This is a genomic window from Knoellia locipacati (genome assembly GCF_007992835.1).
Taxonomy (GTDB): domain Bacteria; phylum Actinomycetota; class Actinomycetes; order Actinomycetales; family Dermatophilaceae; genus Knoellia; species Knoellia locipacati.
In genome coordinates this window covers 59,551-86,025 of sequence record NZ_BKBA01000003.1, presented here as the reverse complement: position 1 = coordinate 86,025, position 26,475 = coordinate 59,551, and the positions used below count along the sequence as shown (strand labels likewise).

Annotated in this window: 25 protein-coding genes; 17 read left to right on the top strand and 8 right to left on the bottom strand. The window is 72.1% G+C overall.

Annotated features, from left to right (window positions below; genetic code table 11):
* Window positions 1-100: 100 nt before the first annotated feature.
* Window positions 101-1,015, bottom strand: coding sequence for an endonuclease domain-containing protein (locus KLO01_RS01925; RefSeq protein ID WP_186827880.1), 915 nt, complete (start codon window positions 1,013-1,015; stop codon window positions 101-103).
* Window positions 1,016-1,083: 68 nt separating this feature from the next.
* Here KLO01_RS01925 and KLO01_RS01920 point away from each other — a divergent pair, with 68 nt between their 5' ends.
* Entirely contained in the window at window positions 1,084-1,740 is a 657-nt protein-coding gene (locus KLO01_RS01920; RefSeq protein ID WP_147061868.1) for an MOSC domain-containing protein, read from the top strand.
* A 187-nt stretch (window positions 1,741-1,927) separates the two neighbouring features.
* Here KLO01_RS01920 and KLO01_RS01915 read toward each other — a convergent pair whose 3' ends face one another.
* On the bottom strand, window positions 1,928-2,191 hold the full coding sequence (locus KLO01_RS01915) for an acyl-CoA carboxylase epsilon subunit (RefSeq protein ID WP_222611909.1): 264 nt from the start codon (window positions 2,189-2,191) through the stop codon (window positions 1,928-1,930).
* 38 nt (window positions 2,192-2,229) lie between these two features.
* Window positions 2,230-3,870 (bottom strand): acyl-CoA carboxylase subunit beta, encoded by a 1,641-nt coding sequence (locus KLO01_RS01910; protein ID WP_147061866.1) that lies wholly within the window; start codon window positions 3,868-3,870, stop codon window positions 2,230-2,232.
* A gap of 24 nt (window positions 3,871-3,894) precedes the next feature.
* On the opposite strand from KLO01_RS01910, the gene KLO01_RS01905 reads away from it, so the two are divergent.
* Genes KLO01_RS01905 through KLO01_RS01890 form a run of 4 tightly spaced genes read left to right on the top strand, consistent with a single transcriptional unit; the run spans window position 3,895 to window position 7,481 of the window.
* Complete coding sequence (locus tag KLO01_RS01905; protein WP_246136006.1) at window positions 3,895-4,656, top strand: biotin--[acetyl-CoA-carboxylase] ligase; 762 nt, start codon at window positions 3,895-3,897, stop codon at window positions 4,654-4,656.
* 27 nt (window positions 4,657-4,683) lie between these two features.
* The gene (locus KLO01_RS01900; RefSeq protein WP_246136005.1) at window positions 4,684-5,751 is read left to right on the top strand and encodes an adenylate/guanylate cyclase domain-containing protein; all 1,068 of its coding nucleotides are present in this window, start codon (window positions 4,684-4,686) and stop codon (window positions 5,749-5,751) included.
* A 28-nt stretch (window positions 5,752-5,779) separates the two neighbouring features.
* Window positions 5,780-6,457 carry a response regulator transcription factor gene (locus KLO01_RS01895; RefSeq protein WP_147061865.1) on the top strand — a complete coding sequence of 226 codons (678 nt, stop codon included), beginning with the start codon at window positions 5,780-5,782 and terminating at the stop codon, window positions 6,455-6,457.
* A gap of 7 nt (window positions 6,458-6,464) precedes the next feature.
* The gene (locus KLO01_RS01890; RefSeq protein ID WP_147061864.1) at window positions 6,465-7,481 is read left to right on the top strand and encodes a sensor histidine kinase; all 1,017 of its coding nucleotides are present in this window, start codon (window positions 6,465-6,467) and stop codon (window positions 7,479-7,481) included.
* 14 nt (window positions 7,482-7,495) lie between these two features.
* Here the strand turns inward: KLO01_RS01890 and KLO01_RS01885 are convergent, their stop codons facing one another.
* Window positions 7,496-7,987, bottom strand: coding sequence for a GtrA family protein (locus KLO01_RS01885; RefSeq protein ID WP_246136004.1), 492 nt, complete (start codon window positions 7,985-7,987; stop codon window positions 7,496-7,498).
* 69 nt (window positions 7,988-8,056) lie between these two features.
* Between KLO01_RS01885 and KLO01_RS01880 the strand changes: the two genes are divergently transcribed.
* Window positions 8,057-9,229: a 5-(carboxyamino)imidazole ribonucleotide synthase gene (locus KLO01_RS01880; RefSeq protein ID WP_147061862.1), complete on the top strand. Its 1,173-nt coding sequence runs from the start codon at window positions 8,057-8,059 to the stop codon at window positions 9,227-9,229.
* Window positions 9,226-9,765 (top strand): 5-(carboxyamino)imidazole ribonucleotide mutase, encoded by a 540-nt coding sequence (gene purE / locus KLO01_RS01875; RefSeq protein ID WP_147061861.1) that lies wholly within the window; start codon window positions 9,226-9,228, stop codon window positions 9,763-9,765. The genes KLO01_RS01880 and purE overlap by 4 nt, the downstream gene beginning before the upstream one ends.
* A gap of 33 nt (window positions 9,766-9,798) precedes the next feature.
* On the opposite strand, the gene KLO01_RS01870 is transcribed toward purE, so the two are convergent.
* Window positions 9,799-10,251 (bottom strand): CoA-binding protein, encoded by a 453-nt coding sequence (locus KLO01_RS01870; RefSeq protein ID WP_147061860.1) that lies wholly within the window; start codon window positions 10,249-10,251, stop codon window positions 9,799-9,801.
* A gap of 62 nt (window positions 10,252-10,313) precedes the next feature.
* Between KLO01_RS01870 and KLO01_RS01865 the strand changes: the two genes are divergently transcribed.
* From KLO01_RS01865 to KLO01_RS17465, 4 genes are all read left to right on the top strand, one after another.
* Window positions 10,314-11,330: an LLM class F420-dependent oxidoreductase gene (locus KLO01_RS01865; RefSeq protein ID WP_147061859.1), complete on the top strand. Its 1,017-nt coding sequence runs from the start codon at window positions 10,314-10,316 to the stop codon at window positions 11,328-11,330.
* Window positions 11,331-11,401: 71 nt separating this feature from the next.
* Window positions 11,402-13,489: an acyltransferase family protein gene (locus KLO01_RS01860; protein ID WP_147061858.1), complete on the top strand. Its 2,088-nt coding sequence runs from the start codon at window positions 11,402-11,404 to the stop codon at window positions 13,487-13,489.
* Window positions 13,490-13,567: 78 nt separating this feature from the next.
* Window positions 13,568-14,734, top strand: a complete 1,167-nt coding sequence (locus KLO01_RS01855) for an acyl-CoA dehydrogenase family protein (protein ID WP_147061857.1) — start codon at window positions 13,568-13,570, stop codon at window positions 14,732-14,734.
* A 65-nt stretch (window positions 14,735-14,799) separates the two neighbouring features.
* On the top strand, window positions 14,800-16,599 hold the full coding sequence (locus KLO01_RS17465; protein WP_147061856.1) for a glycosyltransferase: 1,800 nt from the start codon (window positions 14,800-14,802) through the stop codon (window positions 16,597-16,599).
* A gap of 79 nt (window positions 16,600-16,678) precedes the next feature.
* Here KLO01_RS17465 and KLO01_RS01845 read toward each other — a convergent pair whose 3' ends face one another.
* Window positions 16,679-18,007, bottom strand: a complete 1,329-nt coding sequence (locus tag KLO01_RS01845) for an LCP family protein (RefSeq protein ID WP_246136003.1) — start codon at window positions 18,005-18,007, stop codon at window positions 16,679-16,681.
* Window positions 18,008-18,102: 95 nt separating this feature from the next.
* Here KLO01_RS01845 and KLO01_RS01840 point away from each other — a divergent pair, with 95 nt between their 5' ends.
* From KLO01_RS01840 to KLO01_RS01820, 5 genes are all read left to right on the top strand, one after another.
* Window positions 18,103-19,110 carry a glycosyltransferase family 2 protein gene (locus tag KLO01_RS01840; protein WP_147061855.1) on the top strand — a complete coding sequence of 336 codons (1,008 nt, stop codon included), beginning with the start codon at window positions 18,103-18,105 and terminating at the stop codon, window positions 19,108-19,110.
* Entirely contained in the window at window positions 19,107-20,300 is a 1,194-nt protein-coding gene (locus KLO01_RS01835; protein WP_222611908.1) for a glycosyltransferase, read from the top strand. The genes KLO01_RS01840 and KLO01_RS01835 overlap by 4 nt, the downstream gene beginning before the upstream one ends.
* A gap of 67 nt (window positions 20,301-20,367) precedes the next feature.
* On the top strand, window positions 20,368-21,258 hold the full coding sequence (locus KLO01_RS01830) for an ABC transporter permease (RefSeq protein WP_246136002.1): 891 nt from the start codon (window positions 20,368-20,370) through the stop codon (window positions 21,256-21,258).
* The gene (locus KLO01_RS01825; RefSeq protein WP_246136001.1) at window positions 21,236-22,066 is read left to right on the top strand and encodes an ABC transporter ATP-binding protein; all 831 of its coding nucleotides are present in this window, start codon (window positions 21,236-21,238) and stop codon (window positions 22,064-22,066) included. Before KLO01_RS01830 ends, KLO01_RS01825 begins: the two co-directional genes overlap by 23 nt.
* A gap of 4 nt (window positions 22,067-22,070) precedes the next feature.
* Window positions 22,071-23,174, top strand: coding sequence for a glycosyltransferase (locus tag KLO01_RS01820; RefSeq protein ID WP_147061853.1), 1,104 nt, complete (start codon window positions 22,071-22,073; stop codon window positions 23,172-23,174).
* On the opposite strand, the gene KLO01_RS01815 is transcribed toward KLO01_RS01820, so the two are convergent.
* Entirely contained in the window at window positions 23,167-23,928 is a 762-nt protein-coding gene (locus tag KLO01_RS01815; RefSeq protein WP_147061852.1) for a hypothetical protein, read from the bottom strand. The two genes, KLO01_RS01820 and KLO01_RS01815, sit on opposite strands and share 8 nt — an antisense overlap.
* A complete protein-coding gene (locus KLO01_RS01810) occupies window positions 23,925-25,277 on the bottom strand; it encodes a glycosyltransferase (RefSeq protein WP_147061851.1) in 1,353 nt (450 codons plus the stop codon). The genes KLO01_RS01815 and KLO01_RS01810 overlap by 4 nt, the downstream gene beginning before the upstream one ends.
* Before the next feature lie 71 nt (window positions 25,278-25,348).
* On the opposite strand from KLO01_RS01810, the gene KLO01_RS01805 reads away from it, so the two are divergent.
* Window positions 25,349-26,467: a glycosyltransferase family protein gene (locus KLO01_RS01805; RefSeq protein ID WP_147061850.1), complete on the top strand. Its 1,119-nt coding sequence runs from the start codon at window positions 25,349-25,351 to the stop codon at window positions 26,465-26,467.
* The last annotated feature ends 8 nt before the right edge of the window (window positions 26,468-26,475 follow it).

The following is a 26,475-nucleotide window of genomic DNA, read 5'->3' as shown; positions in this document are numbered from 1 at the left end:
GGCCAACTCACCAATTCCTCCCCCCCACCACCGACCAGCCCGTATGCCGTCCGCCCACCTCCCGTGGCCAACTCACCAATTCCTCCCCTCCACCACATGATCAGGCCACATCCCCGCGCGGCTGGAACCAGCGTTGGTAGGTCATCGCCGGCTTGACCTGAGCCCCGCGACTCCGCAGTGCCTCGGCGACCTCGGTCACCACGGTGTCGGGATGGTCGTAGAGGTCGGGGGCTCGGATCACGATGATGATCCAGCCGTTCGCCCGCATCTCTGCCCGTCGTGCCTCATCCTTGGCGCGCTGCTCCGGCTCGTCGTGCCATCGCCCGTCGTACTCGAGGGCTACCTTGAGCTCCACCCACGCCAGGTCGAGCCGGAACCGCTCGATGCCATCGACGACGTAGGAGTGGTTGCACGCGGGCTCGGGCAGTCCAGCCAGAACCATGAGCAACCGTGACTGTGTCTCGGGAACCGACTCGGACCGCTCACGCACGAGTCGCGCGGCTGCGATGGCGGCCCTGCGTCCGTGCCCCTCCCACGCCTCGGTGGCGGCAATGAGCTCGGACGGTGAGATGGCTCCACGCGCGACCAGACGGTCCCCGAAGCAGACGAGTCCGACGAGGTCCAGGTGTACGGCGAGGTGGATGAACGTCATCGCCGGGCCGGTCACCGGGAGCCCGTGCCGGTGCCACCGTTCCATGGGGTAGCGGAATCGATGGGTCCGGATTCCGTCACCGATGGTCTTGACGCCCTTGCTGAACGAGAGGTGCACATCGCTGCTCCGCGTCCACGAGGGCACCCAGAGCTGAGCCGCGCTCTCGTGGCTCACCAGGGCATGGTCGGGAGCGCGCAGCAAGGCAGCGCGGGCACGGACGACGAGAGAGTCCGGGATGTCGGCCGCGATGTGGACTCCGCGGAAGATCTGCCGGTACGCCGGCCCAGCGAGCTCGCGCCAGCCCACACCCGCAGTGCGCGCCCAGGCCGTGAGGAAGGGCCGGTGAGGATCGAAGTCGGACATGCCCCCACTTTGGCGACCACACGGCATACCGGATCTGCGTTTTCCACAGCCTGCCTAGGATGCAGGCCATGGGAGCGCGAGTTCACTCGGTCAACGTCGGTCAGGCGAAGGACGGGATCATCAAGCGCCCGACCGGGATCGACAAGCGTGCAACGGACGAGGTGCACGTGGCCGACCCCGGGCCCAAGGGGAAGGGCGGCAGCGGCGTCGCCGGTGATGCGGTAATGAACCGCCGGCACCACGGCGGGACCGAGCAGGCGGTCTACGCGTTCTCGCGCGAGGAGCTCGACTGGTGGAGCGTCGACCTCGGCCGGGAGATCTCGGACGGGATGTTCGGCGAGAACCTCACCACCGCCGGCTTCGACGTCGACGCCTCGGTTATCGGTGAGCAGTGGCGGATCGGCGGGGCGACCGTCCTCACGGTGACAGGCCCGCGCGTGCCCTGCGCGACGTTCGCTGCTCACATGGGCGAGCGCGGGTGGGTCAAGGCGTTCACGGCGCGTGGGCGAACGGGCGCCTACCTCTCCGTGACCCAATCAGGCACGATCCGGCCGGGTGACGAGCTGCAGGTGGCATGGCGTCCCGGGCACGGCATCACGGTGCCGATGGCGTTCCGAGCCTGGATGGGCGACCGCGACCTCGCGCGGATGATCCTGGACGAGCAGGCGCTTGCTCCCGCGGGGCACGCCGAGCTTGCGGGCAGGCTGGCTCGCTGGAGGGACTAGGCGACCTGGGTCGACGGACCGCTCCTCCGGTGGCACAGGGGAGGAATTGGTGAGTTGGTCACCCCCTACGCCGTGGCGGAGGGGAGGAATTGGTGAGTTGGTCACCGCTCCTTCCGTGGCGGAGGGGAGGAATTGGTGAGTTGTTCACGCCTCACCGCATTGCGCAGAGGGGTCAGGTGCTGCGGGGTCAGGGGCGGAGGGAGCGCTGCCAGGCGCCGGGGCCACCTGGGGCGAGCGGTCGGCGCACCTTCGCGGCCGGTGCCGACCACGCCGACGTATGCCGTGGTGCCGCCTCCGTGCCCGCCGCGCCTGACGCTGCCGACAGGACGGCGACGAGCGCCGCGACCTGCTCGGGGGTGGCGTCGCCGATCACCTCGATGCGCTGTGCCGCAACCGAGCCCGCCTGCTGCTCCTGCTGCTCCTGCTGCTCCTGCGCCGACCCCGTCGTCACAGCGCCGGGTCCCCCTGAGCTCTGAGCCTGCGAAGAGGTCATAGGGGAATGTTCCCGTGCTTCTTGGGCGGCAGGGTCTCGCGCTTGGTGCGCAGCGCCCGCAGCGCCTTGGTGACGTTCATCCGCGTGTTCGAGGGCGTGATGACCGTGTCGATGTAGCCGCGCTCGGCGGCGACGTAGGGGTTGGCCAGCGTGTCCTCGTACTCGGCGATGAACTTCTGCCGGGCCGCGTCGACGTCGTCGCCCTGCTCGGCCGCCGCCGCGAGCTGCTTGCGGTAGAGGATGTTGACGGCGCCCTGCGCGCCCATGACGGCGATCTGGGCGGTCGGCCACGCGAGGTTGATGTCGGCGCCGAGGTGCTTGGACCCCATGACGTCGTAGGCGCCGCCGTAGGCCTTGCGGGTGATGACGGTGACGAGCGGGACGGTGGCCTCGGCGTAGGCGTAGATGAGCTTGGCGCCGCGGCGGATGATGCCGTCCCACTCCTGGTCGGTGCCGGGCAGGAAGCCGGGCACGTCGACGAAGGTGAGGATCGGCACGTTGAAGGCGTCGCAGGTGCGCACGAACCGTGCAGCCTTCTCGGACGCGTCGATGTCGAGCGTGCCGGCGAACTGCATCGGGTTGTTGGCGACGACGCCGACCGAGCGGCCCTCGATCCGGGCGAAGCCGATGACGATGTTGGGCGCGAAGAGCGGGGAGACCTCGAGGAAGTCGCCGTCGTCGACGACGGCCTCGATGACCTGGTGCATGTCGTAGGGCTGGTTGGGGCTGTCCGGGATGATCGTGTCGAGGAAGCGGTCCTCGTCGGTCACCTCGAGCGAGAGCTCGTCGTCACCGAACGACGGCGGCTCCTCCATGTTGTTGGAGGGCAGGTAGGACAGCAGCGCCTTGACGTACTCGACCGCGTCCTCCTCGTCGTTGCCCATGTAGTGGGCGACGCCGGACTTGGAGTTGTGGGTCCGGGCGCCACCGAGCTCCTCGAAGCCCACGTCCTCACCGGTGACGGTCTTGATGACGTCGGGTCCGGTGATGAACATGTGCGAGGTCTGGTCGACCATGACCGTGAAGTCCGTGACGGCGGGGGAGTAGACCGCACCGCCGGCGCACGGGCCCATGATGAGCGAGATCTGCGGGATGACGCCCGACGCGTGGACGTTGCGGCGGAAGATCTCGCCGTAGAGCCCGAGTGAGACCACGCCCTCTTGAATGCGGGCGCCACCGGAGTCGTTGAGGCCGACGACGGGGCAGCCGACCTTCATCGCGAAGTCCATGACCTTGGTGATCTTCTCGCCGAAGACCTCGCCGAGGGAGCCACCGAAGACGGTGAAGTCCTGGGCGAACACCGCGACCGTCCGGCCGTCGACCGTGCCGTAGCCGGTGACGACGCCGTCGCCGTAGGGCCGGTTCGCGTCCTGGCCGAAGGCGACCGAGCGGTGCCGGGCGTACTTGTCCATCTCGACGAACGAGCCCTCGTCGAGCAGCATGTCGAGGCGCTCGCGGGCGGTCTTCTTGCCGCGCGCGTGCTGCTTCTCGATCGCCCGCTCGGAGCCGGCGTGGGCGACCTCGCCGACGCGCCGCTTGAGGTCGGCGAGCTTGCCGGCGGTGGTGTGGATGTCGATGCCCGTGTCCGCGGCGGGGAGGTCTGTACCGCCGGTGGGCTGGGTGTCGGTCTGCGCCATGGAGGCGACTCTAGCCTTGACCCCATGACCCTTCCTGCTGCCCGACTCCCGATGGATGCGTCCCTCATCACACCGGGCCCGCCATGGCTCCCTGCGGACGTGCGCGACAGCGTGGGATCGACCAACGCCGAGCTCGCGGGCGACCCGCTCCCGTGGCGCGTCGTCACCGCCGAGGAGCAGCGCGAGGGCCGCGGTCGGCTCGACCGGGCGTGGACGACGACGCCGGGCACGAGCATCGCGGCGAGCGTCCTCGTGCCCCGCCCGGCCCGGGCGCCGCTGGGCTGGGTCCCCCTCGTCGTCGGGCTCGCGCTGCGCCAGGCCCTCACCTCCACGAGCGGGGTCGAGATCGCCCTCAAGTGGCCCAACGACCTGCTCGTCCCGGCCGACGGCGACCGCAAGGTCGCGGGCATCCTCGCCGAGCTGACCCCCGCCGGCGTCGTCGTCGGGACCGGCGTCAACATCGACCAGGAGCGCTCCGACCTGCCGGTCGACACGGCCACGTCGCTCCGTCTCGCCGGCGCGCCGGGAGTGAGCCGCGAAGCCGTGCTCACGGCATACCTGCGTTCTCTCGCAACGCTGCTGGGCAACCTCGATGCGGACCCGTATGCCGTCCGCTCGGCCTACGTGGCCGCGTGCGCGACCGTGGGGCGCCGGGTGCGGGTGCACCTGCCGGGCTCGGACCTGACCGGGTTGGCCACCGGCGTCGACGCAGACGGCAGACTGTCCCTGACGACGGAGTCCGGCACCCACGCGGTGGCCGCCGGCGACGTCGTCCACGTCCGGTGAGTCCCGCGATCCTCCAGGAGGCTGCAGGTGCCTGAGCACTTCGGGCAGTCCGGCGACCTCGAGGCCGAGATCGAGGAGCGCCTGCTCGGCCGCCGGGCCACCATGGGCCGGCGCGAGATCAGCCGCGAGGCCTCGGTGTCGGTGCAGTCGGCCCGCAAGCTCTGGCACGCGCTCGGCTTCCAGATCGTCGACGACGAGGAGGTGATGTTCACCGAGGCCGACCTCGGGGCGCTCATCCGCGTCTCCGACCTCGTGCGCGACAACGACCTCGACGAGGACCTCGCGCTGTCGATGGCCCGGGCCTTCGCACGCACCTCCGACCGGCTCGCCGTGTGGCAGACCCAGCTCGTCGCGGAGTACCTCACGCCGGCCGACCAGGAGGCCGAGATCGGCGAGAAGGACGCCCGCGCCGTCCCAGACCGCTCCGTCGCCGAGGCCGCCGCGACCCAGCTCGCCGACCTCGTCGACCAGCTCGAGCCGCTCATGGTCTATGTCTGGCGCCGCCACCTCACCTCCGCGATCACCCGCATGCTCGAGGACGCCCGTGACACCGACCACGACCCCAGCGCGCCGCTGCGGGTCGTCGGGTTCGCCGACCTCGTCTCGTTCACCTCGCTCGTGCGCCGGATGACCGAGCGGCAGCTCGGAACCCTCGTCCAGAGGTTCGAGGAGCTCGCCAGCGACGTCGTGACGACCCATGGCGGGCGGATCATCAAGACCGTGGGCGACGAGGTGCTCTTCGTCCACGTCGACGCCGACGCGGCGGCCGCCATCGGGCTCGACCTCGTCGACTCCATGGCCGAGGACCCGCTGCTGCCCGACGTCCGGGTCGGGATGGCCTCGGGCAAGGTCATCAGCCGACTCGGAGACGTCTTCGGCACCACCGTCAACCGCGCCAGCCGGCTCACCGCCGTCACCCCGCCCGGGCGCGTCTTCGTCGACGACGAGGTGGCGCGGGCCCTCGGAGCCCTCTCCGGCTTCTCCATGACCGAGCAGCGGTCCCGCCACCTCAGGGGCATCGGCGCCGTCACGCCCTTCGAGCTGGCCCGCTCCACCGGGGCGCGGCGCGCGCGTCCCTGGGAGCACCACGCGTGAACGCCCCTGTCACCACTACCATCGCCGCATGACCCGTGTGCTGCTCGCCGAGGACGACCCGGCGATCTCCGAGCCGCTCGCGCGCGCGCTGCGCCGCGAGGGCTACGACGTCGACGTCCGCGCCGACGGCCGTGAGGCCCTGGAGGCCGCGCGGGACAACCCCGACCTCGTCGTCCTCGACCTCGGCCTGCCCACGATGGACGGTCTCGAGGTCTGCCGGCGGCTGCGTGGCGAGGGCTACACCGTGCCCGTGCTCGTCCTCACCGCCCGGGCCGACGAGGTCGACACCGTCGTCGGGCTCGACGCCGGGGCCGACGACTACGTCACCAAGCCCTTCCGGCTCGCCGAGCTCCTGGCCCGGGCCCGGGCGCTGCTGCGCCGCGGCATCCCCGAGGCCCCCGTCACCGGCGACGTCGACGTCCGCGTCGACACCGAGTCGCGGCGCGTCTTCCTCCACGGCGAGGAGATCCAGCTCACCGCCAAGGAGTACGAGCTGCTCCGGGTGCTCGCCCGCAACCAGGGCAAGGTCATCTCCCGCGAGCAGCTCATGCGCGAGGTCTGGGAGACCGCCTGGTACGGCTCCACCAAGACCCTCGACATGCACATCTCCGTGCTCCGCAAGAAGCTCGGCGACGACGCCATGCAGCCCCGCTACATCACGACGATCCGGGGCGTCGGCTTCCGGTTCGACCCGGCGGGGGAATGACGCCTCCATGCGTCGCCTCCTGCTGAGGTCCACGCTCGCGGCCGTCGGCGCCACGCTCGCGATCTTCGGCATCCCCCTGCTCGTCATGGGGCTCCTCATCGCCCTGGCGTCCACCGAGCGGCGGGCGAGCTTCGTCGAGACCACGACCGGCCTGCGGGGTGCGCTCATCCTCACCGGTGTGGTGCTCGCCCTCGTCGTGCTCGGCCTGGCCGCGGGCTGGTTCGTGGCCCAGCGCCGGGCCCGCCTCATCGGTGACCCGCTCACCGAGCTCGCCGCCCGCGCCGAGCGACTGGGTGCGGGGGAGTCGCGGTTCATGCCGCTCGACTCCGGCATCGAGGAGCTCGACCGGATCAGCGACGTCCTCTCCCGCAGCGCCAACCAGGTCACCCGCAACCTCGCCGCCGAGCGCGACTTCGCGGCCGACGCCTCGCACCAGCTCCGCACGCCGCTCACCGCGCTGCTCATGCGGCTGGACGAGATCGCCTCGACCGACGACCTCGTCGTCGTCCAGGAGGAGGCCCAGGTCGCGATCGACCAGGTCGAGCGGCTGAGCAAGGTCGTCGACGACCTCATGGGTCGCACCCGGGTGAGCGACCCGGCCCGCCCCAGCGTCTCCCTCGACGCGGTGCTCGCCTCGCTCCAGCGCGAGTGGCAGCCGGCGTTCGCGTCCTCGAAGCGGAGCATGCGCATCCACGGCGAGCGGGGCCTGCGGGTGCGGGCCACCCCGGTCGCCCTGGCCCAGATCCTCTCCACGCTCGTCGAGAACGCCCTCGCGCACGGCCGCGGCACGGTCGACATCGCCGCCCGCCGTGCGGGGCCCTCGGTCGTCATCGAGCTCGGCGACGAGGGCGAGGGCGTGGCCGCCTCGATCGCGCCGCACATCTTCGAGCGCTCGGTCTCGTCGACCGGATCGGGCCTGGGCCTCACCCTCGCCCGTGACCTCGCCGAGGACAACGGTGGCCGGCTCGAGCTCGTGAGCACCCAGCCGGCGGTCTTCGCCGTGTTCCTCTCCGAAGCCGACTGACCGCGACGTCGCGGTCAGTCGTGCGCGAGGGGTGAGGTGTCGACGTCGATGGGCTCACCGGCGAAGACGAAGCGACGGTAGGCCCAGAACCGGAACAGCGTGCCCAGCCCGATCGCGACGACCTTGGTGATGTTGTCGGCGGTGAGCGAGGTGAGCCCCAGCACGTAGTTCGTGAACGCGATCGCCGCCGCCTGGATCACGAGGGCGACGCCGTTGGTACCGGCGAACAGCGCGGCCTCGTGGTGGGCGGGCCGGTTGCGTCGGTGCCGGAAGGTCCACATCCGGTTGCCGACCCACGCGAACGCCGTCGCGAGCGAGGCCGAGACGATGACCGCCGCGGTCGGCTTGTCGTCGAGGACCGTGTGGCGCAGGAGGTTGAAGCTGCCCATGTCGATCACGAAGGCGAGGAGCCCGATGACGCCGAACTTGATGGCCTCGCGGTAGAGCACGTCGATGGCTCCGCGGAGCCGCGCGATGAGGCCCCCTGCGGGAGTCGTGGACGTCACCGGGTGAGCGTAGCCGCCCAAGACCTGCCCGTATGCCGTGAGTGCACCCCTCGCCGATATCCTCGCCGGGTGACTGCCCCCCTGCGTGCTCCCGGAGGATTCCCCGTCGTCGGCATCATCGGGGGCGGCCAGCTCGCCCGGATGTGCGCGGCGCCCGCGGCCGAGCTGGGGATCACCCTCAGCGTGCTCGCCGAGGCGCCCGACGCCAGCGCCGCGCTCGTCATCCCGTCGGCCCCGGTCGGCGCCCACGGCGACGTCGACGCCGTCCTCGCCTTCGCGGCCGAGTGCGACGTCGTGACCTTCGACCACGAGCACGTCCCCGCCGACGTGCTCGCCGCGCTCGCGGAGGCCGGTGCCGTGATGCACCCGACCCCTCAGGCGCTCGTCTTCGCGCAGGACAAGCTCGAGATGCGCGAGCGCCTCACCGCGCTCGGCGTGCCGTGCCCGCGCTGGGCCAGGGCGCTCACCGTCGACGAGGTCACCGCCTTCGGTGACGAGGTCGGGTGGCCGGTCGTCGCCAAGACCCCGCGTGGCGGCTACGACGGCAAGGGCGTGCGGGTCGTGGCCTCCGGCGAGGAGCTCCACGACTGGCTCGACCGGGCGAGCGCCGAGGACTCGCCGCTGCTCCTCGAGGAGAAGGTCCCCTTCACCCGTGAGATCGCGGTCCTGCTCGCGCGCAGCCCCTCCGGGCAGGCCGCGGCGTGGCCGGTCGTCGAGACCGTCCAGACCGACGGGATCTGCACCGAGGTCATCGCGCCGGCGCCCGACCTCGACCCCGACCTGGCCGCCCGGGCGACCGAGGCCGGGCTGCGCATCGCCGGCGAGCTCGGCGTCACAGGTGTGCTCGCCGTCGAGATGTTCGAGCTCCCCGGTGGCGAGTTCGTCGTCAACGAGCTCGCGATGCGTCCGCACAACAGTGGCCACTGGTCGATGGACGGGGCCGTCACCGGACAGTTCGAGCAGCACCTGCGCGCGGTGCTCGACCTGCCGCTCGGCTCACCGAGGCCGCGCCACCCGTGGACGGTGATGGGCAACGTCCTGGGCGGGCACCACACCGAGCTGTACCCGGCATACCGGCACGTCATGGCGCGAGACCCGGAGATCAAGGCGCACCTCTATGGCAAGGGGGTGCGGCCCGGGAGGAAGATAGGGCACGTCAACGTCAGCGGTGATAGCCTCACCGACTTGCGCGCGCGGGCACGGCACGCCGCGGACTACATCGAGGGAGCAGTCACCGAATGAGCTCAACCACCGGGTCTGCAGCACCCGTCGTCGGCGTCGTCATGGGCAGCGACAGCGACTGGCCCGTCATGCAGCTCGCGACCAAGGTCCTCGACGACTTCGGCGTCCCGCACGAGGTCGAGGTCGTCTCGGCCCACCGGATGCCCGACGAGATGATCACCTACGGCCTCGAGGCCGAGGAGCGCGGTCTGCGCGTCATCATCGCCGGTGCCGGTGGCGCCGCCCACCTGCCCGGGATGCTCGCCTCGGTGACCTCGCTGCCGGTCGTCGGTGTGCCGGTCCCGCTCGAGCACCTCAACGGCATGGACTCGCTGCTCTCGATCGTGCAGATGCCGAGCGGTGTCCCGGTCGCGACCGTCTCGGTCGGTGGAGCCCGCAACGCCGGCCTGCTCGCCGTGCGGATCCTCAGCGCCGGTGACAGCGACGAGGCCGTCCGCCTGCGCCGTGAGATGGGCGAGTTCCGCAAGGGGCTGCGCAACCAGGCGCACGCCAAGGGCGAGGCCCTGCGCGAGCTCCGCGCCGTGGCCGGCAGCTGACGCGGGGCCCTCGGGCCGCTCAGCAGGCGTCGCTCAGCGCGCCGATCCTTCGCCGCGGACCCGCGGCCACTCGATGCGCGGGCACGTGTCCATGACGACCTCGAGCCCGGCCTTGCGTGCCCTCTCGGCGGCGGCGGTGTCCACGACGCCCTGCTGCATCCAGACCGCGTCGATCTGCAGCCGGTCCTTGTGCTCGATGGCCTGGTCGACGACGGCGCCGACGTGCTCGGAGTTGACGAAGCAGTCGATCACCTTGATGTCCTGGTCCGGGATGTCGGCCAGGCTCGCGTAGCCCTGCTCGGCGTGGACCGTCTCGGCCTTGGGGTGCACGGGGATGATCCCCTTGTTGAGCTCGTGCTTGAGCCACCGCGCGACGTCGTATGCCGGTCGCTGCGTGTTGCTACTCAGGCCCACGACCACCCAGGTGCCGGGGTCGTTGAGCAGCTCGCGGATGGTGTCGGGGTCATTGCGGTGTCGGAACGTCACCTCCGCATCATGCCCCGGATGCAGGGCTTGCGGGGGAGGAGGCTGACAGGTTGAGTGAGCCCATGAGATTCGGCATCTTCATCCCGCAGGGCTGGCGTCACGACCTCGTCGGCATCGACCCCGACCAGCACTGGGGCGTGATGGCAGGGCTCGCGAGGCGGGCCGACGGCATCCGCGACTGGGAGTCCATCTGGGTCTTCGACCACTTCCACCCCGTGCCGCACCCCACGCAGGAGGCGGTGCACGAGGCGTGGTCCCTCATGGCGGCGTTCGCAGGCGTGACCGGCCGGGTCCGCATCGGCCAGATGTGCACGTGCATGAGCTATCGCAACCCCGCCTACCTCGCCAAGGTGGCCGCGACGGTCGACGTCATCTCCGAGGGGCGGCTCGAGATGGGCATCGGCGCGGGCTGGTACGAGCACGAGTGGCGGGCCTACGGCTACGGCTTCCCGAGCGCCGGCGAGCGCCTCGCCCGGCTGCGCGAGGGCGTCGAGATCTTCCAGCAGATGTGGACCACCGGGACCGCGACGCTCGACGGCGAGCACTACCAGGTCGACGGCGCGATGTGCTTCCCGAGGCCGCTGCAGGGCACGGCGTTCGAGGGGTCCGAGCGCAACGGCATCCCCATGTGGATCGCCGGTGGCGGCGAGCGCAAGACGCTGCGGATCGCAGCCGAGTACGCCGACTACACGAACTTCCTCGGCGACCGCGAGGTCTTCGAGAGGAAGAGCGAGATCCTCAAGGAGCACTGCCGCGACGTCGGTCGCGACTTCGAGACGATCACCCGCTCGTCGAACTTCAACGTCGTCATCGGGCGCAACGACAAGGAGGTGGAGGACCGCTTCCGCTGGATCGAGAGCCACCTGCGCGGCGCCGGCGTCCCCGACGAGGCGGTCGCCCGGACGATGCAGACGTACCGCGAGGGCACGGCGGTCGGCACGCCCGACCAGATCGCGAGCGCCCTGGCCGACATGCAGGACCTCGGCATGACCTACGCGATCACGAACTTCGCCGAGTCCGCCTACGACCTCTCCGGGGTCGAGCTGTTCGAGCGCGAGGTCATCCCCGCCCTGCGCTGAGGCAGGGGCCGCGGCCCCCGGGAGCGCTCGAATAGGGGCTTTCGGGAGGTCGCGGATAGCATGTTCGCCCGATGAGCACCTCCGACGCGACGACTGTGGCCACCCGGGCGCAGCGCCACCAGAAGCCGCGACCGGCGTCGGACTTCCGACCCGACATCCAGGGACTGCGGGCGATCGCCGTCGGTCTCGTCGTGCTCTACCACCTGTGGCCCAAGCGGCTCAGTGGCGGCTACGTCGGTGTCGACGTCTTCTTCGTCATCTCGGGCTTCCTCATCACCTCGCACATCCACCGTGAGGTCGCCTCGACGGCGCACCTCAAGGTGACGCGGTTCTGGGCCCGCCGGATCCGGCGCCTGCTGCCCGCGAGCCTGCTCGTCCTCATCCTCTCGGGCCTCGGGGTCCTGCTGCTCACGCCGAGCACGACGTGGTCCCAGTCGGCGCACGAGATCGGGGCGAGCGCGCTCTACGTCCAGAACTGGCAGCTCGCGACGTCGGCCGTGGACTACATGGCCCTCGACAACGTCCCCACCGTCGCCCAGCACTTCTGGTCGCTCTCGGTCGAGGAGCAGTTCTACGCCGTCTGGCCGCTGCTCATCCTCGGGCTGCTCGCCGTCATGCGGCTGCGCGGCCACCGTGACGCCCGCAAGGCGATCCTCGCCGGGCTGAGCGTCATCTTCGTCGCCTCGCTCACCTGGTCGGTCGTCTCGACGAGCCAGAGCCAGCCGTTCGCCTACATGAGCACGCTCACCCGGGTGTGGGAGTTCGCCGCGGGGGGCATCGCCGCCCTCGTGCTCTTCCGCCTGCGGAGCCGGGCGAACGAAGTGCTCACCGCCCTCGGGCTCGTCTCGGTCGTCGCGTCCGGCTTCCTGCTCACCGAGTCGAGCCTCTTCCCGGGGTGGGTGGCGCTCTTCCCCGTGCTCGGCACGGTCGCGCTGCTGCTCGCCGGACCCACGACCGTCGGGCGGTTCCTCACGACGCGTCCCATGACCTTCGTCGGTGACATCTCCTACTCGGTCTACCTCGTGCACTGGCCGCTCATCGTGCTCGTCCCGCACGTCACCGGGCACGCGCTCAGCTGGGTCGAGAAGCTCGGCATCCTCGCCGTCACCGGCGTCCTCGCCTGGCTGTCCAAGACCTATGTCGAGGACCCGCTGCGCACGAGGCCGCTGCTGGCCAAGGCCCCGCGTCGCGCGTTCGTCTTCGCCGTCGTCGGCATGGCCGTCGTCGTCGGGTCCACCGCCACGTGGAGCACCGCGCTCGAGCGCCGCGAGGCCTCCGCGCGGCAGGACGCCGCCGACCGGCTCACCGGTGGAGACAGGTGCATCGGCCCCGGCGCGCTCGTCGCCGCGAACGACTGCGGCCCGGTCGCCGGCGACGGTCCGCTCGTCGCCCCGCCCGAGGTCGTCATCGTCCAGAACGAGGAGCCGCTGCTCCGCAAGTGCCAGCAGTCGCTCGGCGGCGCCGGCCTGCTCGACTGCGTCGTCGGCGACCCGTCCGGCCGCAACGGCACGATCGCCCTCGTCGGCGACTCCCACGCCGGCGCCTTCGTCCCCATGGTCGACGAGCTCGGCAAGCGTCGCGGCTGGAAGGTCGTCGTGCACACCAAGGGCTCGTGCCCGTCGAACGACGCCGCCCGGGTGCTGCCCACCGAGACCTCGGGGGAGCGGCAGGCGAGCTGCACGGCATACAACGAGGCCGTCGACAAGGTGGTCCTCGGGGACCCGTCGATCTCCCTGGTGCTGGCCACGTCCTACACGCGGGCCTACGACTGGCTGGGCGCCGACGGGGCCAAGGGTGCCGCGGCCGGCGAGGCTGGCTTCGCGTCGCGGTTCAGCCGCTGGACGAAGGCGGGCAAGGACGTCGCCGTCATCGCCGACGTGCCCGCCACCGCCGGTGGCGTCGTGCCCACGTGCATCGCCGCCAACCCGGACGACCCGCAGAAGTGCGCGGTCCCGCGGGGCCGGGCGGTCGTGCCGGACCTCGCCGTCGCGGCGGCCAAGGCAGCGAGCGTGCCCGTCATCGACCTCACCGACCTCTTCTGCGACGCGACGTCGTGCTTCAGCCGGGTCGGCGACGTCATCGTCTACAAGGACCGCAGCCACCTGAGCACGGAGTACTCCAAGCTGCTCGCGCCGTTCGTCGACCAGCGACTGGGCTGACGCGGGCGCCCTCTCGACGTGGGCGGTCCCACACGCCGGACGGCAGGAGGCGCTCCTACGCGTCGGTAGGATCGACGGGTGAGCGCGAACACCGACTTCCCCCTGTTCCAGGTCAACGAGGACCACGAGGCGATCCGTGAGGCCGTCCGTGACGTGGCCGAGGCCAAGATCGCCCCGTTCGCGGCGGCGGTCGACGAGGAGTCGCGCTACCCCCAGGAGGCGCACGACGCCCTCGTGGCCTCCGACTTCTTCGCGCCGCACGTGCCCGAGGAGTACGACGGGGTCGGCGCCGACGCGCTCGCGACCTGCATCGTCATCGAGGAGGTGGCCCGCGTCTGCGCGAGCTCCTCGCTCATCCCTGCCGTCAACAAGCTCGGCTCGCTCCCCGTCATCCTCGGCGGCTCCGAGGAGGTCAAGCGCAAGTACCTCCCGGCGCTGGCGCGCGGCGAGGCCGGGTTCTCCTACGGCCTGTCCGAGCGCGAGGCCGGCTCCGACACCGCCGCGATGAAGTGCCGCGCCAAGCCCGACGGTGACGACTGGATCCTCAGCGGGCAGAAGTCGTGGATCACCAACGCCGGTGTCTCCGAGTACTACACCGTCCTCGCCGTGACCGACCCCGACGGCGCCCGAGGCAACAACATCACCGCGTTCGTCGTCGAGAAGTCCGACGAGGGCTTCACGTTCGGTGAGAAGGAGCGCAAGCTCGGCATCAAGGGCAGCCCGACCCGTGAGCTGATCTTCGACAACGTCCGCATCCCGGGCGACCGCATCGTCGGCGCACCCGGCGAGGGCCTCAAGATCGCGCTGCGCACCCTCGACCACACCCGCGTCACCATCGGCGCGCAGGCGGTCGGCATCGCGCAGGGCGCGCTCGAGCAGGCCACGGCCTACGTCAAGGAGCGCCAGCAGTTCGGCAAGCGCATCGCCGACTTCCAGGGCATCCAGTTCATGCTCGCCGACATGGCGATGGAGCTCGAGGCGGCACGGCAGATGGTCTACGTCGCCGCGGCCAAGTCCGAGCGTGGCGACGCCGACCTGCCCTTCTTCGGTGCGGCGGCCAAGTGCTACGCCTCCGACGTCGCGATGAAGGTGACGACCGACGCCGTGCAGCTGCTCGGCGGAGCCGGCTACACCCGCGACTTCCCGCTCGAGCGGATGATGCGCGACGCCAAGATCACCCAGATCTACGAAGGCACCAACCAGGTGCAGCGCATCGTCATGGCCCGCCAGCTGCTCAAGGGCTGACCCGGGCCCGGACGTCCCGGATGCGATACTGCATCCCGTCCTTGCCCGTCGTCTGGAGCGAGCCCATGCCGGAGTCACCCCCGCAGCAGGTCCACCCCCTGCTCGCCGACCTGCGCGCCGTCACCGGTGCCCCCTGGACCGCCGAGCAGGTCGACGACCTGGCCCGCACCGGCACCGGGGAGCCCCTGGCGGACGCCGCCGCCGCGAGCGGCCGGCCCGACCTTGCCGAGGGCGAGCGGGCACCCCACGTCGTCATGCTCGCCGGCAACACGATCTCGAGCGACGCCCGGGTCATGAAGGCCATGAACACCGTGAGCCGCTTCGGCGTCGACGTCACCGCCGTCGGCCTCATCCGGCCCGGGTTCTCCGCCGACGAGGACCTCGGCGACGGCATGCGCATCCTGCGGGTGGCCCCCGGCAACCGCATCGCCAGCAGTGGCGCGCGCGCCCGGTGGAAGAAGGCGCGGCAGGGGCTCGGCGACGTCGGCTCGGCCCTCGCGCCGTGGTTCACCACCCAGGACGACTACAAGAACTCCGTCGCCCGCTGGGAGCACCGCACCCGCGAGCTCGCGGCCGAGCGCGGCCGGGCCGCCCAGCGCACCGACGCCGCCGCCACGGGCGGCGCCCCGGGCGGCGCTCCCGGCGGCGCCGACAAGGTCGCCCGCGCCCTCACCTGGCGCCTCCTCAAGGCCGAGCGGGTCCTGCTCAAGGGTCGTGCCGTGCCGGTCAAGCTCTCGTCGATGCGCAAGAAGCGTGCCGCGAGCACCGACTCCGGCGTCGGCCGCCGCCGCGAGGCGCTCATCTCGGCCTACACCGCAGTCCCCGGCCTCGGCCGCTGGAAGAGCGTCCTGCCCGAGATCCTCGACCAGGACCTCGCCATCGGGCCGATCCTCGCGCGCCTCGAGCCCGACGTCATCCACGTCCACGACGTCTTCATGATCGGCATCGCCGTCCGCGCGGCGCAGCGGGCCGCACTCCAGGGCCGCACCGTCAAGGTCGTCTACGACGCGCACGAGTTCGTCCCCGGGCTCGCGATGGTCCCGCCGCGGCAGGTCGCGGCCTACGCCGACCTCGAGCGCAGCTTCATCCACGACGTCGACCGCGTCATCACGGTCTCGCCCGAGCTGGCCGACCTGCTCCAGCGCACGCACTCGCTGCCGCGCCGCCCCGACGTCGTGCTCAACGCCCCCATCGCCGACGACCCCTCGACGCGGGTCGTGGGTGTCCGCGACGTCTGCGGGCTCGGCGCCGACGTGCCCCTCGTCGTCTACGGCGGTGGTGTGCACGCGGCCCGCGGCGTCCAGACCGTCCTCGCGGCGCTCGAGCAGCTCCCCGACGTGCACCTCGCCATCGTCGTGCGGGGCATGTACGCCTACTCCAAGGAGCTGCGCGCCGTGGCCGACCGCGCCGGCTACGGCGACCGCGTGCACTTCGCGCCGTTCGTCCCGCCGGCCTTCGTGCCGCGCTACCTCTCCTCTGCGACGGTCGGCGTCAGCCCGCTCCTGCACGCGATCAACCACGACGTCGCGATCACCAACAAGTTCTGCGAGTACCTCCAGGGCGGGCTGCCCATCGTCACGAGCGACACCCCGGCACAGGCCGACCTCGTGCGCGAGCTCGGCCTCGGCGAGGTGCACGTGGCGGGTGACGTCGACGACTGCGCGCGCGCCATCCGTGCCGGGCTCGCCTCCGCCGAGCAGACCCGTCGCCGGATCGAGGGCGATGCCGAGCTGCGGCACCGCTTCTCGTGGAGCGCGCAGGCCGAGACGCTGCGCACCGCGTTCGACGAGGTGCTCCCGCAGGGCCTTCCCGAGGTCGCGTGGGCGCCCGGCGCGACCCAGGTGGGCTCGCTCCGAGGTCAGTGACCTCGGCGGGCCGCTCCTGACGGGAACGACGGCGTATGCCGTCCGCCCCCGTTCCCCGGGGCGGCGGCGCCTCGGCGGGTCAGCCTCCGGAGGGCTTCCCGTCGGTCCCGGCCGGGGGAGCCTCGAGCGGCTGGTCCTCGCGCAGCATGGTGAACAGCGCCTTGGCGCGGTCGGTGTCCCACTTGACCGAGATGCCGGCGCGGGTCTGGTAGGCCGTGTCCGAGATCGGGACGGTGAGGCTGAGCGTCGAGTCGTTGCCGGCGCCCCGCATGGCGAGCAGGATGTTGGCCGAGTCGCGCATCGAGGTGTCCTGACCGACCCCGACCGCACCGGCGGCGGTGTGCGTGAAGGCCCAGTAGCGGAACGGGTTGAGGACGGTCGACGGGGTCGCCGCCCCCTTCATGATCGCCGCGAGGAACTGGCGCTGGCGGTCGGCGCGGCCGATGTCGCCGCGGGGGTCGGAGTAGCGGGCGCGCACGAAGCCGAGGGCGTTCTTGCCGTCGAGGACCTGGCAGCCCTTCTTGAGGTTGATGTGCGCCTTCTTGTCGTCCATGTCGAACGGGACGCAGATGTCGACGCCGTCGAGGCTGTTGACGACGTCGGCGAACCCGCCGAACCCGATCTCGAGGTAGCCGTCGATGCGCAGGTCGGTGACCTGCTCGAGCGTCTGGACGAGGAGCCGGGGGCCGCCGATCGAGTAGGCGGCGTTGACCTTGTTGCTGCCGTGCCCGGGGATGGGCATGTAGCTGTCTCGGGGGATCGAGATGATGACCGACTTGCCGCCGCCCGCGGGCACGTGGACGAGCATGATCGAGTCGGTGCGCCGGCCCTCGGCGGCGCCGGTGCCGAGCGCGTTGCGCTCCTCGCGGGTGAGGTCGTCACGCGAGTCGGACCCGACGAGCAGGTAGGTGTTCCCCTTCGTCTCGGCGGGCCGGTCGCCCGTGGGGGCGTCGTCGACGCGCGTCACGGTGTTCCATGCGTGGAACGGCGTGATGACGAGGAACGCGAGCCACAGCAGGATGACGACCGGGATGAGGCGCCACCAGCGACGCCGGCGGCGGGGCTCGTCACCGTCCTCGAGGGGGACGGGACGGCCACCACGCGGCGGAGCGGGGCGGCGCCCGTCGGGACGCAGTGCCGGGGCGGGGGCTGCGGCCCGGCGGGGGTCGCCGCCGTCGCGGGGGTCGGGGCGCTCCCGGCGGACCGGCCGCTCGCGGGGCTCGGGACGGGCTCGCTGCTCCCCGCGGACCGGTCGGGCGGGGCGTGCGGACCCGCCACGGCGCCGACCGCGGGTGTCGACGGTGAAGACGCCGTCGTCCTCGTCGTCGAGGTCGGGGCGCGGGACATCCGGCCGTCCCCGCTGGGGAATCGGCCGGGCGTCGTCTCGGCGAGGCGGGCGTTCGGGCATCGCCCCATAGTGTGCGCGCGGCACATCACGACGCAAAACGGCACGCCGACCCCAGCGTGCGAATCGGGGCCGCCGGCTGGGGGAGAATCGGGTCGATGAGCGAGCCTGCCGACCCCGACGACAGCACCGCCGCGCTCCCACCCGTGAGCGTGGTGATCCCGGTCCTCAACGAGGAGCGGCACCTCCGCGACGCCGTGGGTCAGGTCCTCAGGCAGTCGTATGCCGGGGACCTCGAGGTCGTCCTCGCGCTCGGCCCCTCGACGGACCGGACCGACGAGGTCGCCGCCGAGCTCGCCTCGGCCGACCCCCGGGTCCGCACGGTGCCCAACCCGAGCGGCCGGACCCCGGCGGCGCTCAACGCGGGGATCGGCGCCTCCCGGCACGACGTCGTCGTCCGGGTCGACGGTCACGCCGAGATCCCCGAGGACTACGTCGCGACCGCGGTGCGCACGCTCGACGAGACCGGCGCCGACAACGTGGGCGGGCTGATGAAGGCCGTGGGGCGCAGCGCCTTCGAGCGCGCCGTCGCCTGTGCCATGCGGAGCCGGATCGGGGTCGGTGGCGGCACCTTCCACGTCGGCGGGGGAGCGGGGCCGGTCGACACCGTCTATCTCGGCGCCTTCCGCCGCAGCGCCCTCGAGCGCGTCGGGGGCTACGACGAGCGCTACACCCGGACCCAGGACTGGCACCTCAACCTGCGTCTGCGCCAGACCGGGGGGACCGTGTGGTTCACCCCCGACATGGAGGTCACCTACCGTCCCCGCTCGAGCGTCCGGGCCCTGGCGCGGCAGTACTTCCAGTACGGCCAGTGGCGCCGGGTGGTCGCCCGCGAGCACCCCGAGACGATGAACGCCCGCTACCTCGCGCCGCCGGTCATGGTGGCGGGGACGACCGCGGCGACCCTGCTGGGACTGGTCTGGGCGCCCGCGCTCCTCGTGCCCACGGCATACGTCGTGGGTGTGGTCGTCGGCGGCGCCGCCATCAGCGCGGGTGAGCCGGCACGCACGCGGGCTCTCGCGCCCGTCGTCCTCGCCACGATGCACTGGGCGTGGGGTGTGGGCTTCCTCACGAGCCCGCGCTCGCTCGGACGGGAGACCCCGTGACGACGCCGACCGCGCCGGTCGACCTCACCGGCCGCACCGTGCTCATGCTCGTGTGGACCGGTGTCGCCACCGACACGCGGGTGCTGCGCGAGGCGACGACGCTCGTCTCCGCCGGCGCCCGCGTCCACATCATCGGCCGCGCCGTCCCGGCGGACTTCGTGCCGCCGGCGGGCATCACCGTCGAGAGCGCCGGCCGGGCGCCGTCGGCGGCCTCACGCACCCGCGAGCTCACGGCGCCCGAGCGGCTGGCCCGCTGGGCGCTCCTGCCTGTGCACGTCCGGCGGCGCTGGACGGCGTGGCAGCGCGAGGCGACCGACCGTGCCTTCGAGTGGTCGGGCTCGACCGGCCTCGTCCCCGACGTCGTCCACGTCCACGACTACACCGCCCTCGCCGCGGGCCACGCGCTCGCCGACAGCTGGGGCGTGCCCTTCGTCTACGACACGCACGAGTACTGGGTTGGGCGCCCCGTCGAGGGACGCCGTGCGCCGCTGCTCCGTCGTCGCGAGCGGCTCGAGGAGGGGCGACTCGCCCGGGACGCGGCCGCCGTGGTCACGGTCGGCGCCGGGGTCGCCGACGCCCTGCGGTCCGACCACCCCGACTGGCCGCGGGTCACGGTCGTGCGCAACACCTTCCCGCTGCGTGACGACGCGGCACCCGAGGCGGAGGCGGCCGGCCCGCCGACCCGGCTCGTCTACGGAGGCCGGCTCGCGGCATACCGGGAGCTCGAGGTCATCGCGGACGCGAGCGAGCGCTCGGCGCTGCCGATCACCGTGCTCGGCCCGGGTGACGACGAGTGGCTGCGGACCTTCGACGCCAAGGCGCTCGAGGTCCTGCCCGCCGAGCCCCTCCCGCAGCTCGACGAGCGGCTGCGCCGCGCCGGAGCCGCGCTCGTCACCCACAGCGACCGCTGGCTCAACCACCGGCTCGCCATGCCCAACAAGCTCTTCCACGCGGTGAGCCTGGGGTTGCCGGTCGTCGCCACCGACGTGGGCGACCTCGGCGCGCTCGTGCGCGAGCACGGGCTCGGGACGCTCTACGCACCCGGCGACGCCGACGGGCTCGTGCGGGCCATCGACGAGCTCGTCGCAGATCACGGGCGTTTTCGTGCCGCGGTCGCCGCGGCGAGGACGGCGCTGTCGTGGAGTGCGGACGGCGACGCGCTGCTGGGCGTGTACGGCGGCGTGCTGTGACGACGCCGACCTCCACTAGACTCGGCCAGTCGAGCGCACCCGCGCCATCGGCCGGAGAGCGAGGATGATGAGCACCGACAAGCAGGTCGTGAAGACCGAACCGGAGAACGAGTTCACCACGACCCACCACGTCTACGAGCCCCACCGGGCCGGGATCCCGCCCCTGGCCAACTACACCCGAGAGCTCTGGAAGCGGCGCGAGTTCGCCTCCGAGATGTCGAAGGCGACGCTGCGCGGCGCCAACACGCTGACGATGTTCGGTCAGCTGTGGCTCGTCCTCAACCCGCTGCTCCTCGCCGGCGTCTACTTCCTGCTCGTGCAGGTCCTCTCCGGTGGCAACCGTGGCGGCATGGACTACTTCGCCCAGCTCTGCGGTGGGCTCTTCACCTTCTACTTCGTGGCCGGGTCGATGTCCACGGGTGCCGCATCCGTCGTCGGTGGCGGCAAGCTCCTGCTCAACACGGCCTTCCCGCGCCTGCTCATGCCGTTCTCGGCGGTGCGGACCGCGTTCTTCCGGTTCCTGCCGACGCTGCCCGTCTACTTCCTCTTCCACATCCTCGCGGGCCTGGGCTTCCACCTGTCGATGGTCGTGTCGATCTACTTCCTCGGCCTGCTCATCGTCTTCGCGCTCGGTGTCGCGGCGTTCTTCGCGACGATGCAGGTCTACTTCCGCGACACGACGAGCTTCATGCCGTACTTCAACCGGATCTGGCTCTACATGTCGCCGGTCATCTGGTCGATCGAGCAGGTCCCCGCCCGGTTCACCAAGGTGCTCAACATCCTCGAGGTCGCCAACCCGCTGCACTCGATGCTCGGCGGGTTCACGGAGTGCCTCGTCAACGGTGACATCCCGAGCCTTCGGACCTTCGTCACCGCGACCGTGTGGGCCTTCGGCGTCTTCGCGATCGGGTCCCTCTTCTTCATGTCAAGGGAGCGTGAGTTCGCTGTCCGCCTCTGAGTCCGTCCCGACCCCGGTCCCGACCCCTGTCCCCTCGGGGAAGCCGCTCACCGTCAAGGTCGAGAACCTCTCCGTCACCTACCGCACCACCTTCGAGCGGGTGCCGACGTTCAAGAACGCCATCACCCGCCTCGGCCGTGGCCAGCGGGCGGTGCGCGAGATCGAGGCCCTCAAGGACGTCTCCTTCGATGTCCCCGACGGCACCGCGCTCGGCATCATCGGCAACAACGGCGCCGGCAAGTCCACGCTCATGCGCGCGCTCGCCGGCATCCTTCCGCCCAACAAGGGGCGGATCGAGGTCCACGGCCGCATCAGCCCGCTGCTGTCGCTCGGCGTCGGCTTCAACGCCAACCTCTCGGGGCGCGAGAACATCATCCTCGGTGGCCTCGCCAGCGGGCTCTCCCGCGCCCAGGTCGAGGCCCGGGCCGAGGACGTCACGACGTTCGCCGGCCTCGAGGAGTTCATCGACGCACCGATGCGCACCTACAGCTCGGGCATGTACTCGCGGCTCGCGTTCTCGGTCGCCGTGCACATGGACCCCGACATCCTCATGATCGACGAGGCGCTGTCGGCCGGTGACGCAACGTTCAAGACCAAGGCCGCCGGCAAGATGGCCGAGCTGCGCGAGAACGCCCGCGCGTTCTTCCTCGTGAGCCACTCGCTCGCGTCGATCCAGCAGCTCTGCAACGACGCGATCTGGCTCCACAAGGGCGAGCTCATGATGCGCGGCACCCCGCAAGAGGTGTGTGCGGCATACACGAAGTTCGTCCAGGTCGGTGACTCCGCTGTCATCCTCGAGGACCTCTGACCGCGTGCCGGTCGACGTCAGCTTCGTCACGAGCGGACACGACGTCGCCGACGCGCGCCTGCACCGCCTCGCGGCCGCCGCGCGCCGGGTCGGGCTGAGCGTCGAGGTCCTCGGGCTCGGCGATGCCGCCGACGCCCCGCGCGTCGACCACGTCACCGCGACCGCGCGTGGCTCGTTCGCGCGCCGCGCGGCCCTGGCCCTCCGGTATGCCGTCCGCGCCCGTGGGCGTGTCCTCGTCGCCCTCGACCCGGACTCGCTCCTGGCGTGCCTCGCCGTGACCCGGGGTCGCAGCCGCAAGGTCGTCGCCGACATCCACGAGGACTACGAGGCGCTGCTGGCCGACCGGCCCTGGGCCCGCGGCCCCAAGGGGGTCGTCGCGACCCGGCTCGCCCGCGCGGCGACGGCGGCGGCCCGGCGCGCCGACCTCGTCATCGTCGCCGACGCCCACATCCCGCCGCACGACGTGCCCGGACGCCTCGTCGTGCGCAACGTCCCAGACCTCACGATGCTGCCCGAGCCGTGCGGGCTCGACGCCGAGCCGCGCGCCATCTACATCGGTGACGTGCGCGGGTCCCGCGGGCTCGCCGCGATGCTCGACGCCCTCGAGGCGGCGCCCGGCTGGAGGCTCGACGTCGTCGGTCCCGTCGCCGAGCCCGACGCGGGCTCCGTCACCGACGACGAGCTGCGACGCCGCGGCCTCGACGGCCGGGTGACCTTCCACGGGCGCCAGCCGCCCGAGCGGGCCTGGCGCCTCGCCGCCGGCGCGTGGTGCGGCCTCGCGCTGCTCGAGGACACGCCGGCGTTCCACGACGCCGTGCCGAGCAAGCTCTACGAGTACCTCGGGAGCGGGCTCGCGGTCGTCGTGTCGGACCTGCCGCGGCAGCGACAGCTCGTCGACCACGCCGGCGCGGGAGCCGTGGTGCCGGCGGGTGACCGGTCAGGCGCAGAGTGCGGCCGGGTGCTGCGCGAGTGGTCGGCGGACCCGGCCCTCGTCGAGGCACACCGGGACCGCGCCCGCCAGTGGCGCGAGGTCGCCCTCGAGACCGGCGGCTACGACGACGCGATGAGGGCGCTCGGCGCGCTGGCCGGACGGCCCGCGATCAGCTGAGGCCGCCGTCGCGGTCGAGCGCGACGATGCGGGCCGCCGCCGGGATGCCGACGACGACCTCGGGTCCGGCGATGCGACGGGCGAGCAGCCACGCCGCGCGGTGCGAGTTCTGGTCGAGGGCGACGACGAGGTCGGCGCCGGCGACCGCGCGGCGCACTGCGGGGCTCTGGGCGCAGCCGAGGGCGAAGTGGGTCGCGAGACCGCCGGGGGTCACGGCTCCGCGCAGGCGACGGACCTTGGTGCTGCCACCGATCCGCTGGGCCACCGGGTGGCGCTGGACGGTGAGCCGCAGCCGGTTGGCCCGCCACTTGAGGGCGTGCCCGACGCGACGGGCGCCCGTGCGCCGGGTCGCGCCGTCGCCCTGGTCGGCGAGCACGTCGTCGGTGTCACCCGGGTCGGCGGCGTCGGTCTCGGCATCGTCGATGTCGTCGACGACGTCGAGGGTGGTGACCTCCTCGAGCGGCTCGACGTCGGCGTCGGCGACGAGGGCGGTGAGGTCGGCGAGGTCGTGCGGCTCACCCGCGTCCGGCTCGTCGAGCACGACCGGGTCGACGCGGGCGTAGCGCACGCGGCCGCTGGGGGAGAGCATCGGGCCGACGACGAGGTGGGACGCGACGCGCAGGCGCCCGATCGGCGGGTTCCACGAGACGACGGTCATGTGCTCGGCGTCCTGGGGCTCGAGCCCGAGCTCCTCGCGCGCGGTGTCGACCATGTGGGGGCGCAGGCGGCGGGTGCTGAGCAGGACGACCTTCATGCCGTCACCTCCGAGTCGACCAGCGGGGGTTGCCAACCGAGCCGTCCGGCGATGGCGTCGAGGCGGGGGTCGAGCTGGAGCTCGCGCGAGTAGCGACGGGAGAACTCGGCGCAGGCCGCACGGACCTCGGGCGAGGCGGAGCGGGCGGCCTCGGCGGCCTCCTCGAGGGCGCGGGCGACGGTCTCGGGCTCGAGGTCGGTGACGGGGAACCACAGCGGGTAGCCCTGGAGGACGTCCTTGGCGGCGTTCTCGGGGCTGTGCACCGACACGATGGGCAGGGCGGCGGCGGTGTACTCGAAGACCTTGCCGCTCGTGACGTAGAGCCCGGCGCCGAGGATGAGCAGCGTCGCGTCGAACGTGGAGTAGACGTCCTTGACCTGGCCCTTGGGCAGCGGGCCGCGGTAGACGACACCGTCGTCGGCGTGGTCCTCGATGAGGTCGACGAGGTCCTGGCTCGGGCTGCCGTAGTAGCCGAGGTAGCCCCAGATCTCGGCCGTGGCGCCGGCGAGGGCCTCGGAGCGCGAGCGGGCGAGGCTCCAGCCCGCGGCGAACTCGGCGAGCGGGACCTTGCCGCTCACGGTGCCGATGTAGCCGAACCGCAGCGGAGCCCCGGGGTCGGGGGAGTGCGGCTGCGACGAGGGCGCGAGGTCGGGGTCGTAGCCGTTGGCGACGACGTGCATCCGGTCCGCGGCCTCGGGGTAGCGCTTCTGGTGCCAGACCCTGATGGGCTCGTTGACGAACCAGATCTCGGAGGCGTTGCCGATGAAGCGCTTCTCGAGCTTCGAGACCCGCGAGCCCTCCTCGTGGAGCAGACCGCCGTCGAAGACGTCGAGCATCCAGGCGTCGCGGTAGTCCATGACGTAGGGGACGCGTGCCGTGCGGTGCAGGTGGTCGGCGACCGCGAAGTCGACGTTGGGGTTGGCCGAGGCGACGACCATGTCGACCGGGTCGGCGGCGTGGATGCGGTCCGCGGCCTCGAGCAGCGGCTTCTTCCAGGGGCCGTAGGACTTCTCGGGAAAGTCCAGGACGTCGAGCCTGAGCCGGGCCCGGCGCCACACCCGCGGCATGAACGCCCGCAGGGGGCTCCACTGGCGGACGTCCATCTCGAGGTGCGGCCACGAGAACGGCACGCGCACGACCTCGACGCGGGGGTCGACGAGGGCCTCGAGCGAGGTGTCGGCCCCGGTGAACTTGATGAAGGTCTCACGGGTCGCGGTGAGCACGGTGACGCGGAAACCCTTGGCCGCCAGGCCGTTGACCGTGGCCAGGGCGCGGTAGACCCCACCTCCGCGGCACGGGGGGAACCCCCAGGCGACGTAGAGGACGTGCGGGGCTGTGCCGGGGGCCATGCGGGCGGGCTCCTTGGAGGTCTGGGACGGTCCCGGGGAGGGGGACGACGTGGCGCCTAGACTAGGGCACCATGTCAGCCGAGCACGGTCCGGGAGAGCCTCACGAGCACGACGATGCGGCCGTGCGCCTGCTCGTCGCCTCGGCCAACTTCGCCGGTCAGGGCAGGGCCTGGGCTCACTCCGCGGCGACCCTCCCCGGAGTGAGCGCGACGAGCCTCGCGGTGGAGGACCCGACCGGGCTCACGCTGCCCGCGCACCGCTCGGTGAGCAAGGAGGACTTCGCCGACCCCGCGTGGGCCGCCGACAACGAGGCCTGGGTGCGGACGTTCACCCACGTGCTCATCGAGGCCGGCCGCCCGGTGACCGGCCAGGTCCACGGACTCGACGCCGCGGGTGACGACGCCGTGCTGCGCGAGGCCGGGATCACGGTGGCGATGGTGGCCCACGGGTCCGACGTCCGGCGACCCGACCGGCACGAGCAGGTCGAGCCCGACTCGCCGTTCCCCAGGGTCTCGGCCAAGGTGCGCGCGACGCGCCAGAAGTACGCCGACCGGATCGCGCCCCTCATGGACGGCTGCGAGTGGTCGTTCGTCTCCACCCCCGACCTCGTCGACGACGTCCCCCGGGCGCGCTGGCTGCCCGTCGTCGTCGACGTCGAGCGGTGGTCGAGCGAGCCGATCGCGGTCCGCGAGCCCGGAGACCCGCCCGTGGTGAGCCACATCCCGTCGAACGCCATGTGGAAGGGGACCGAGCTCGTCGAGCCCACCCTCGAGCGCCTCGGCGCGGAGGGCTCCATCCGCTACCAGCCCGTGCGGGGCGTGCCCCAGCCCGAGATGCCCGCCGCCATCGCGGCCGCGGAGATCGTCCTCGACCAGTTCTCGCTCGGCAGCTACGGCGTCGCCGCCGTCGAGGCGATGGCGGCCGGCCGCGTCGTCGTCGGTCACGTGCGCCCCGAGGTGCGCGCCCGCGTCCTCGCCGAGACCGGGCTGGAGCTGCCCATCGTGCAGGCGCGGGCGGGTGAGGTCGCGGACGTGCTCGCCGACCTCGCGAGCGACCCGGCCCGTTGCCGGCAGCTGGGCGAGGACGGGGTGGTCTTCGCCCGGGCCGTGCACGACGGTCGGGCCTCCGCCGCCGTCCTCGAGGACTATCTCCTGGGGGCGCCCGCCGCCCGTCGCGTCGCGGGGGCCTGACGCCGTAG

What these genes read in the sequence shown, in the direction of transcription:
- KLO01_RS01925 (WP_186827880.1), bottom strand. Translation starts at nt 1,015, where the DNA reads ATGTCCGACTTCGATCCTCACCGGCCCTTCCTCACGGCCTGGGCGCGC.
- KLO01_RS01920 (WP_147061868.1), top strand. Translation starts at nt 1,084, where the DNA reads ATGGGAGCGCGAGTTCACTCGGTCAACGTCGGTCAGGCGAAGGACGGG.
- KLO01_RS01910 (WP_147061866.1), bottom strand. Translation starts at nt 3,870, where the DNA reads ATGGCGCAGACCGACACCCAGCCCACCGGCGGTACAGACCTCCCCGCC.
- KLO01_RS01905 (WP_246136006.1), top strand. Translation starts at nt 3,895, where the DNA reads ATGACCCTTCCTGCTGCCCGACTCCCGATGGATGCGTCCCTCATCACA.
- KLO01_RS01895 (WP_147061865.1), top strand. Translation starts at nt 5,780, where the DNA reads ATGACCCGTGTGCTGCTCGCCGAGGACGACCCGGCGATCTCCGAGCCG.
- KLO01_RS01890 (WP_147061864.1), top strand. Translation starts at nt 6,465, where the DNA reads ATGCGTCGCCTCCTGCTGAGGTCCACGCTCGCGGCCGTCGGCGCCACG.
- purE (WP_147061861.1), top strand. Translation starts at nt 9,226, where the DNA reads ATGAGCTCAACCACCGGGTCTGCAGCACCCGTCGTCGGCGTCGTCATG.
- KLO01_RS01865 (WP_147061859.1), top strand. Translation starts at nt 10,314, where the DNA reads ATGAGATTCGGCATCTTCATCCCGCAGGGCTGGCGTCACGACCTCGTC.
- KLO01_RS01860 (WP_147061858.1), top strand. Translation starts at nt 11,402, where the DNA reads ATGAGCACCTCCGACGCGACGACTGTGGCCACCCGGGCGCAGCGCCAC.
- KLO01_RS17465 (WP_147061856.1), top strand. Translation starts at nt 14,800, where the DNA reads ATGCCGGAGTCACCCCCGCAGCAGGTCCACCCCCTGCTCGCCGACCTG.
- KLO01_RS01845 (WP_246136003.1), bottom strand. Translation starts at nt 18,007, where the DNA reads ATGCCCGAACGCCCGCCTCGCCGAGACGACGCCCGGCCGATTCCCCAG.
- KLO01_RS01840 (WP_147061855.1), top strand. Translation starts at nt 18,103, where the DNA reads ATGAGCGAGCCTGCCGACCCCGACGACAGCACCGCCGCGCTCCCACCC.
- KLO01_RS01830 (WP_246136002.1), top strand. Translation starts at nt 20,368, where the DNA reads ATGAGCACCGACAAGCAGGTCGTGAAGACCGAACCGGAGAACGAGTTC.
- KLO01_RS01815 (WP_147061852.1), bottom strand. Translation starts at nt 23,928, where the DNA reads ATGAAGGTCGTCCTGCTCAGCACCCGCCGCCTGCGCCCCCACATGGTC.
- KLO01_RS01810 (WP_147061851.1), bottom strand. Translation starts at nt 25,277, where the DNA reads ATGGCCCCCGGCACAGCCCCGCACGTCCTCTACGTCGCCTGGGGGTTC.
- KLO01_RS01805 (WP_147061850.1), top strand. Translation starts at nt 25,349, where the DNA reads ATGTCAGCCGAGCACGGTCCGGGAGAGCCTCACGAGCACGACGATGCG.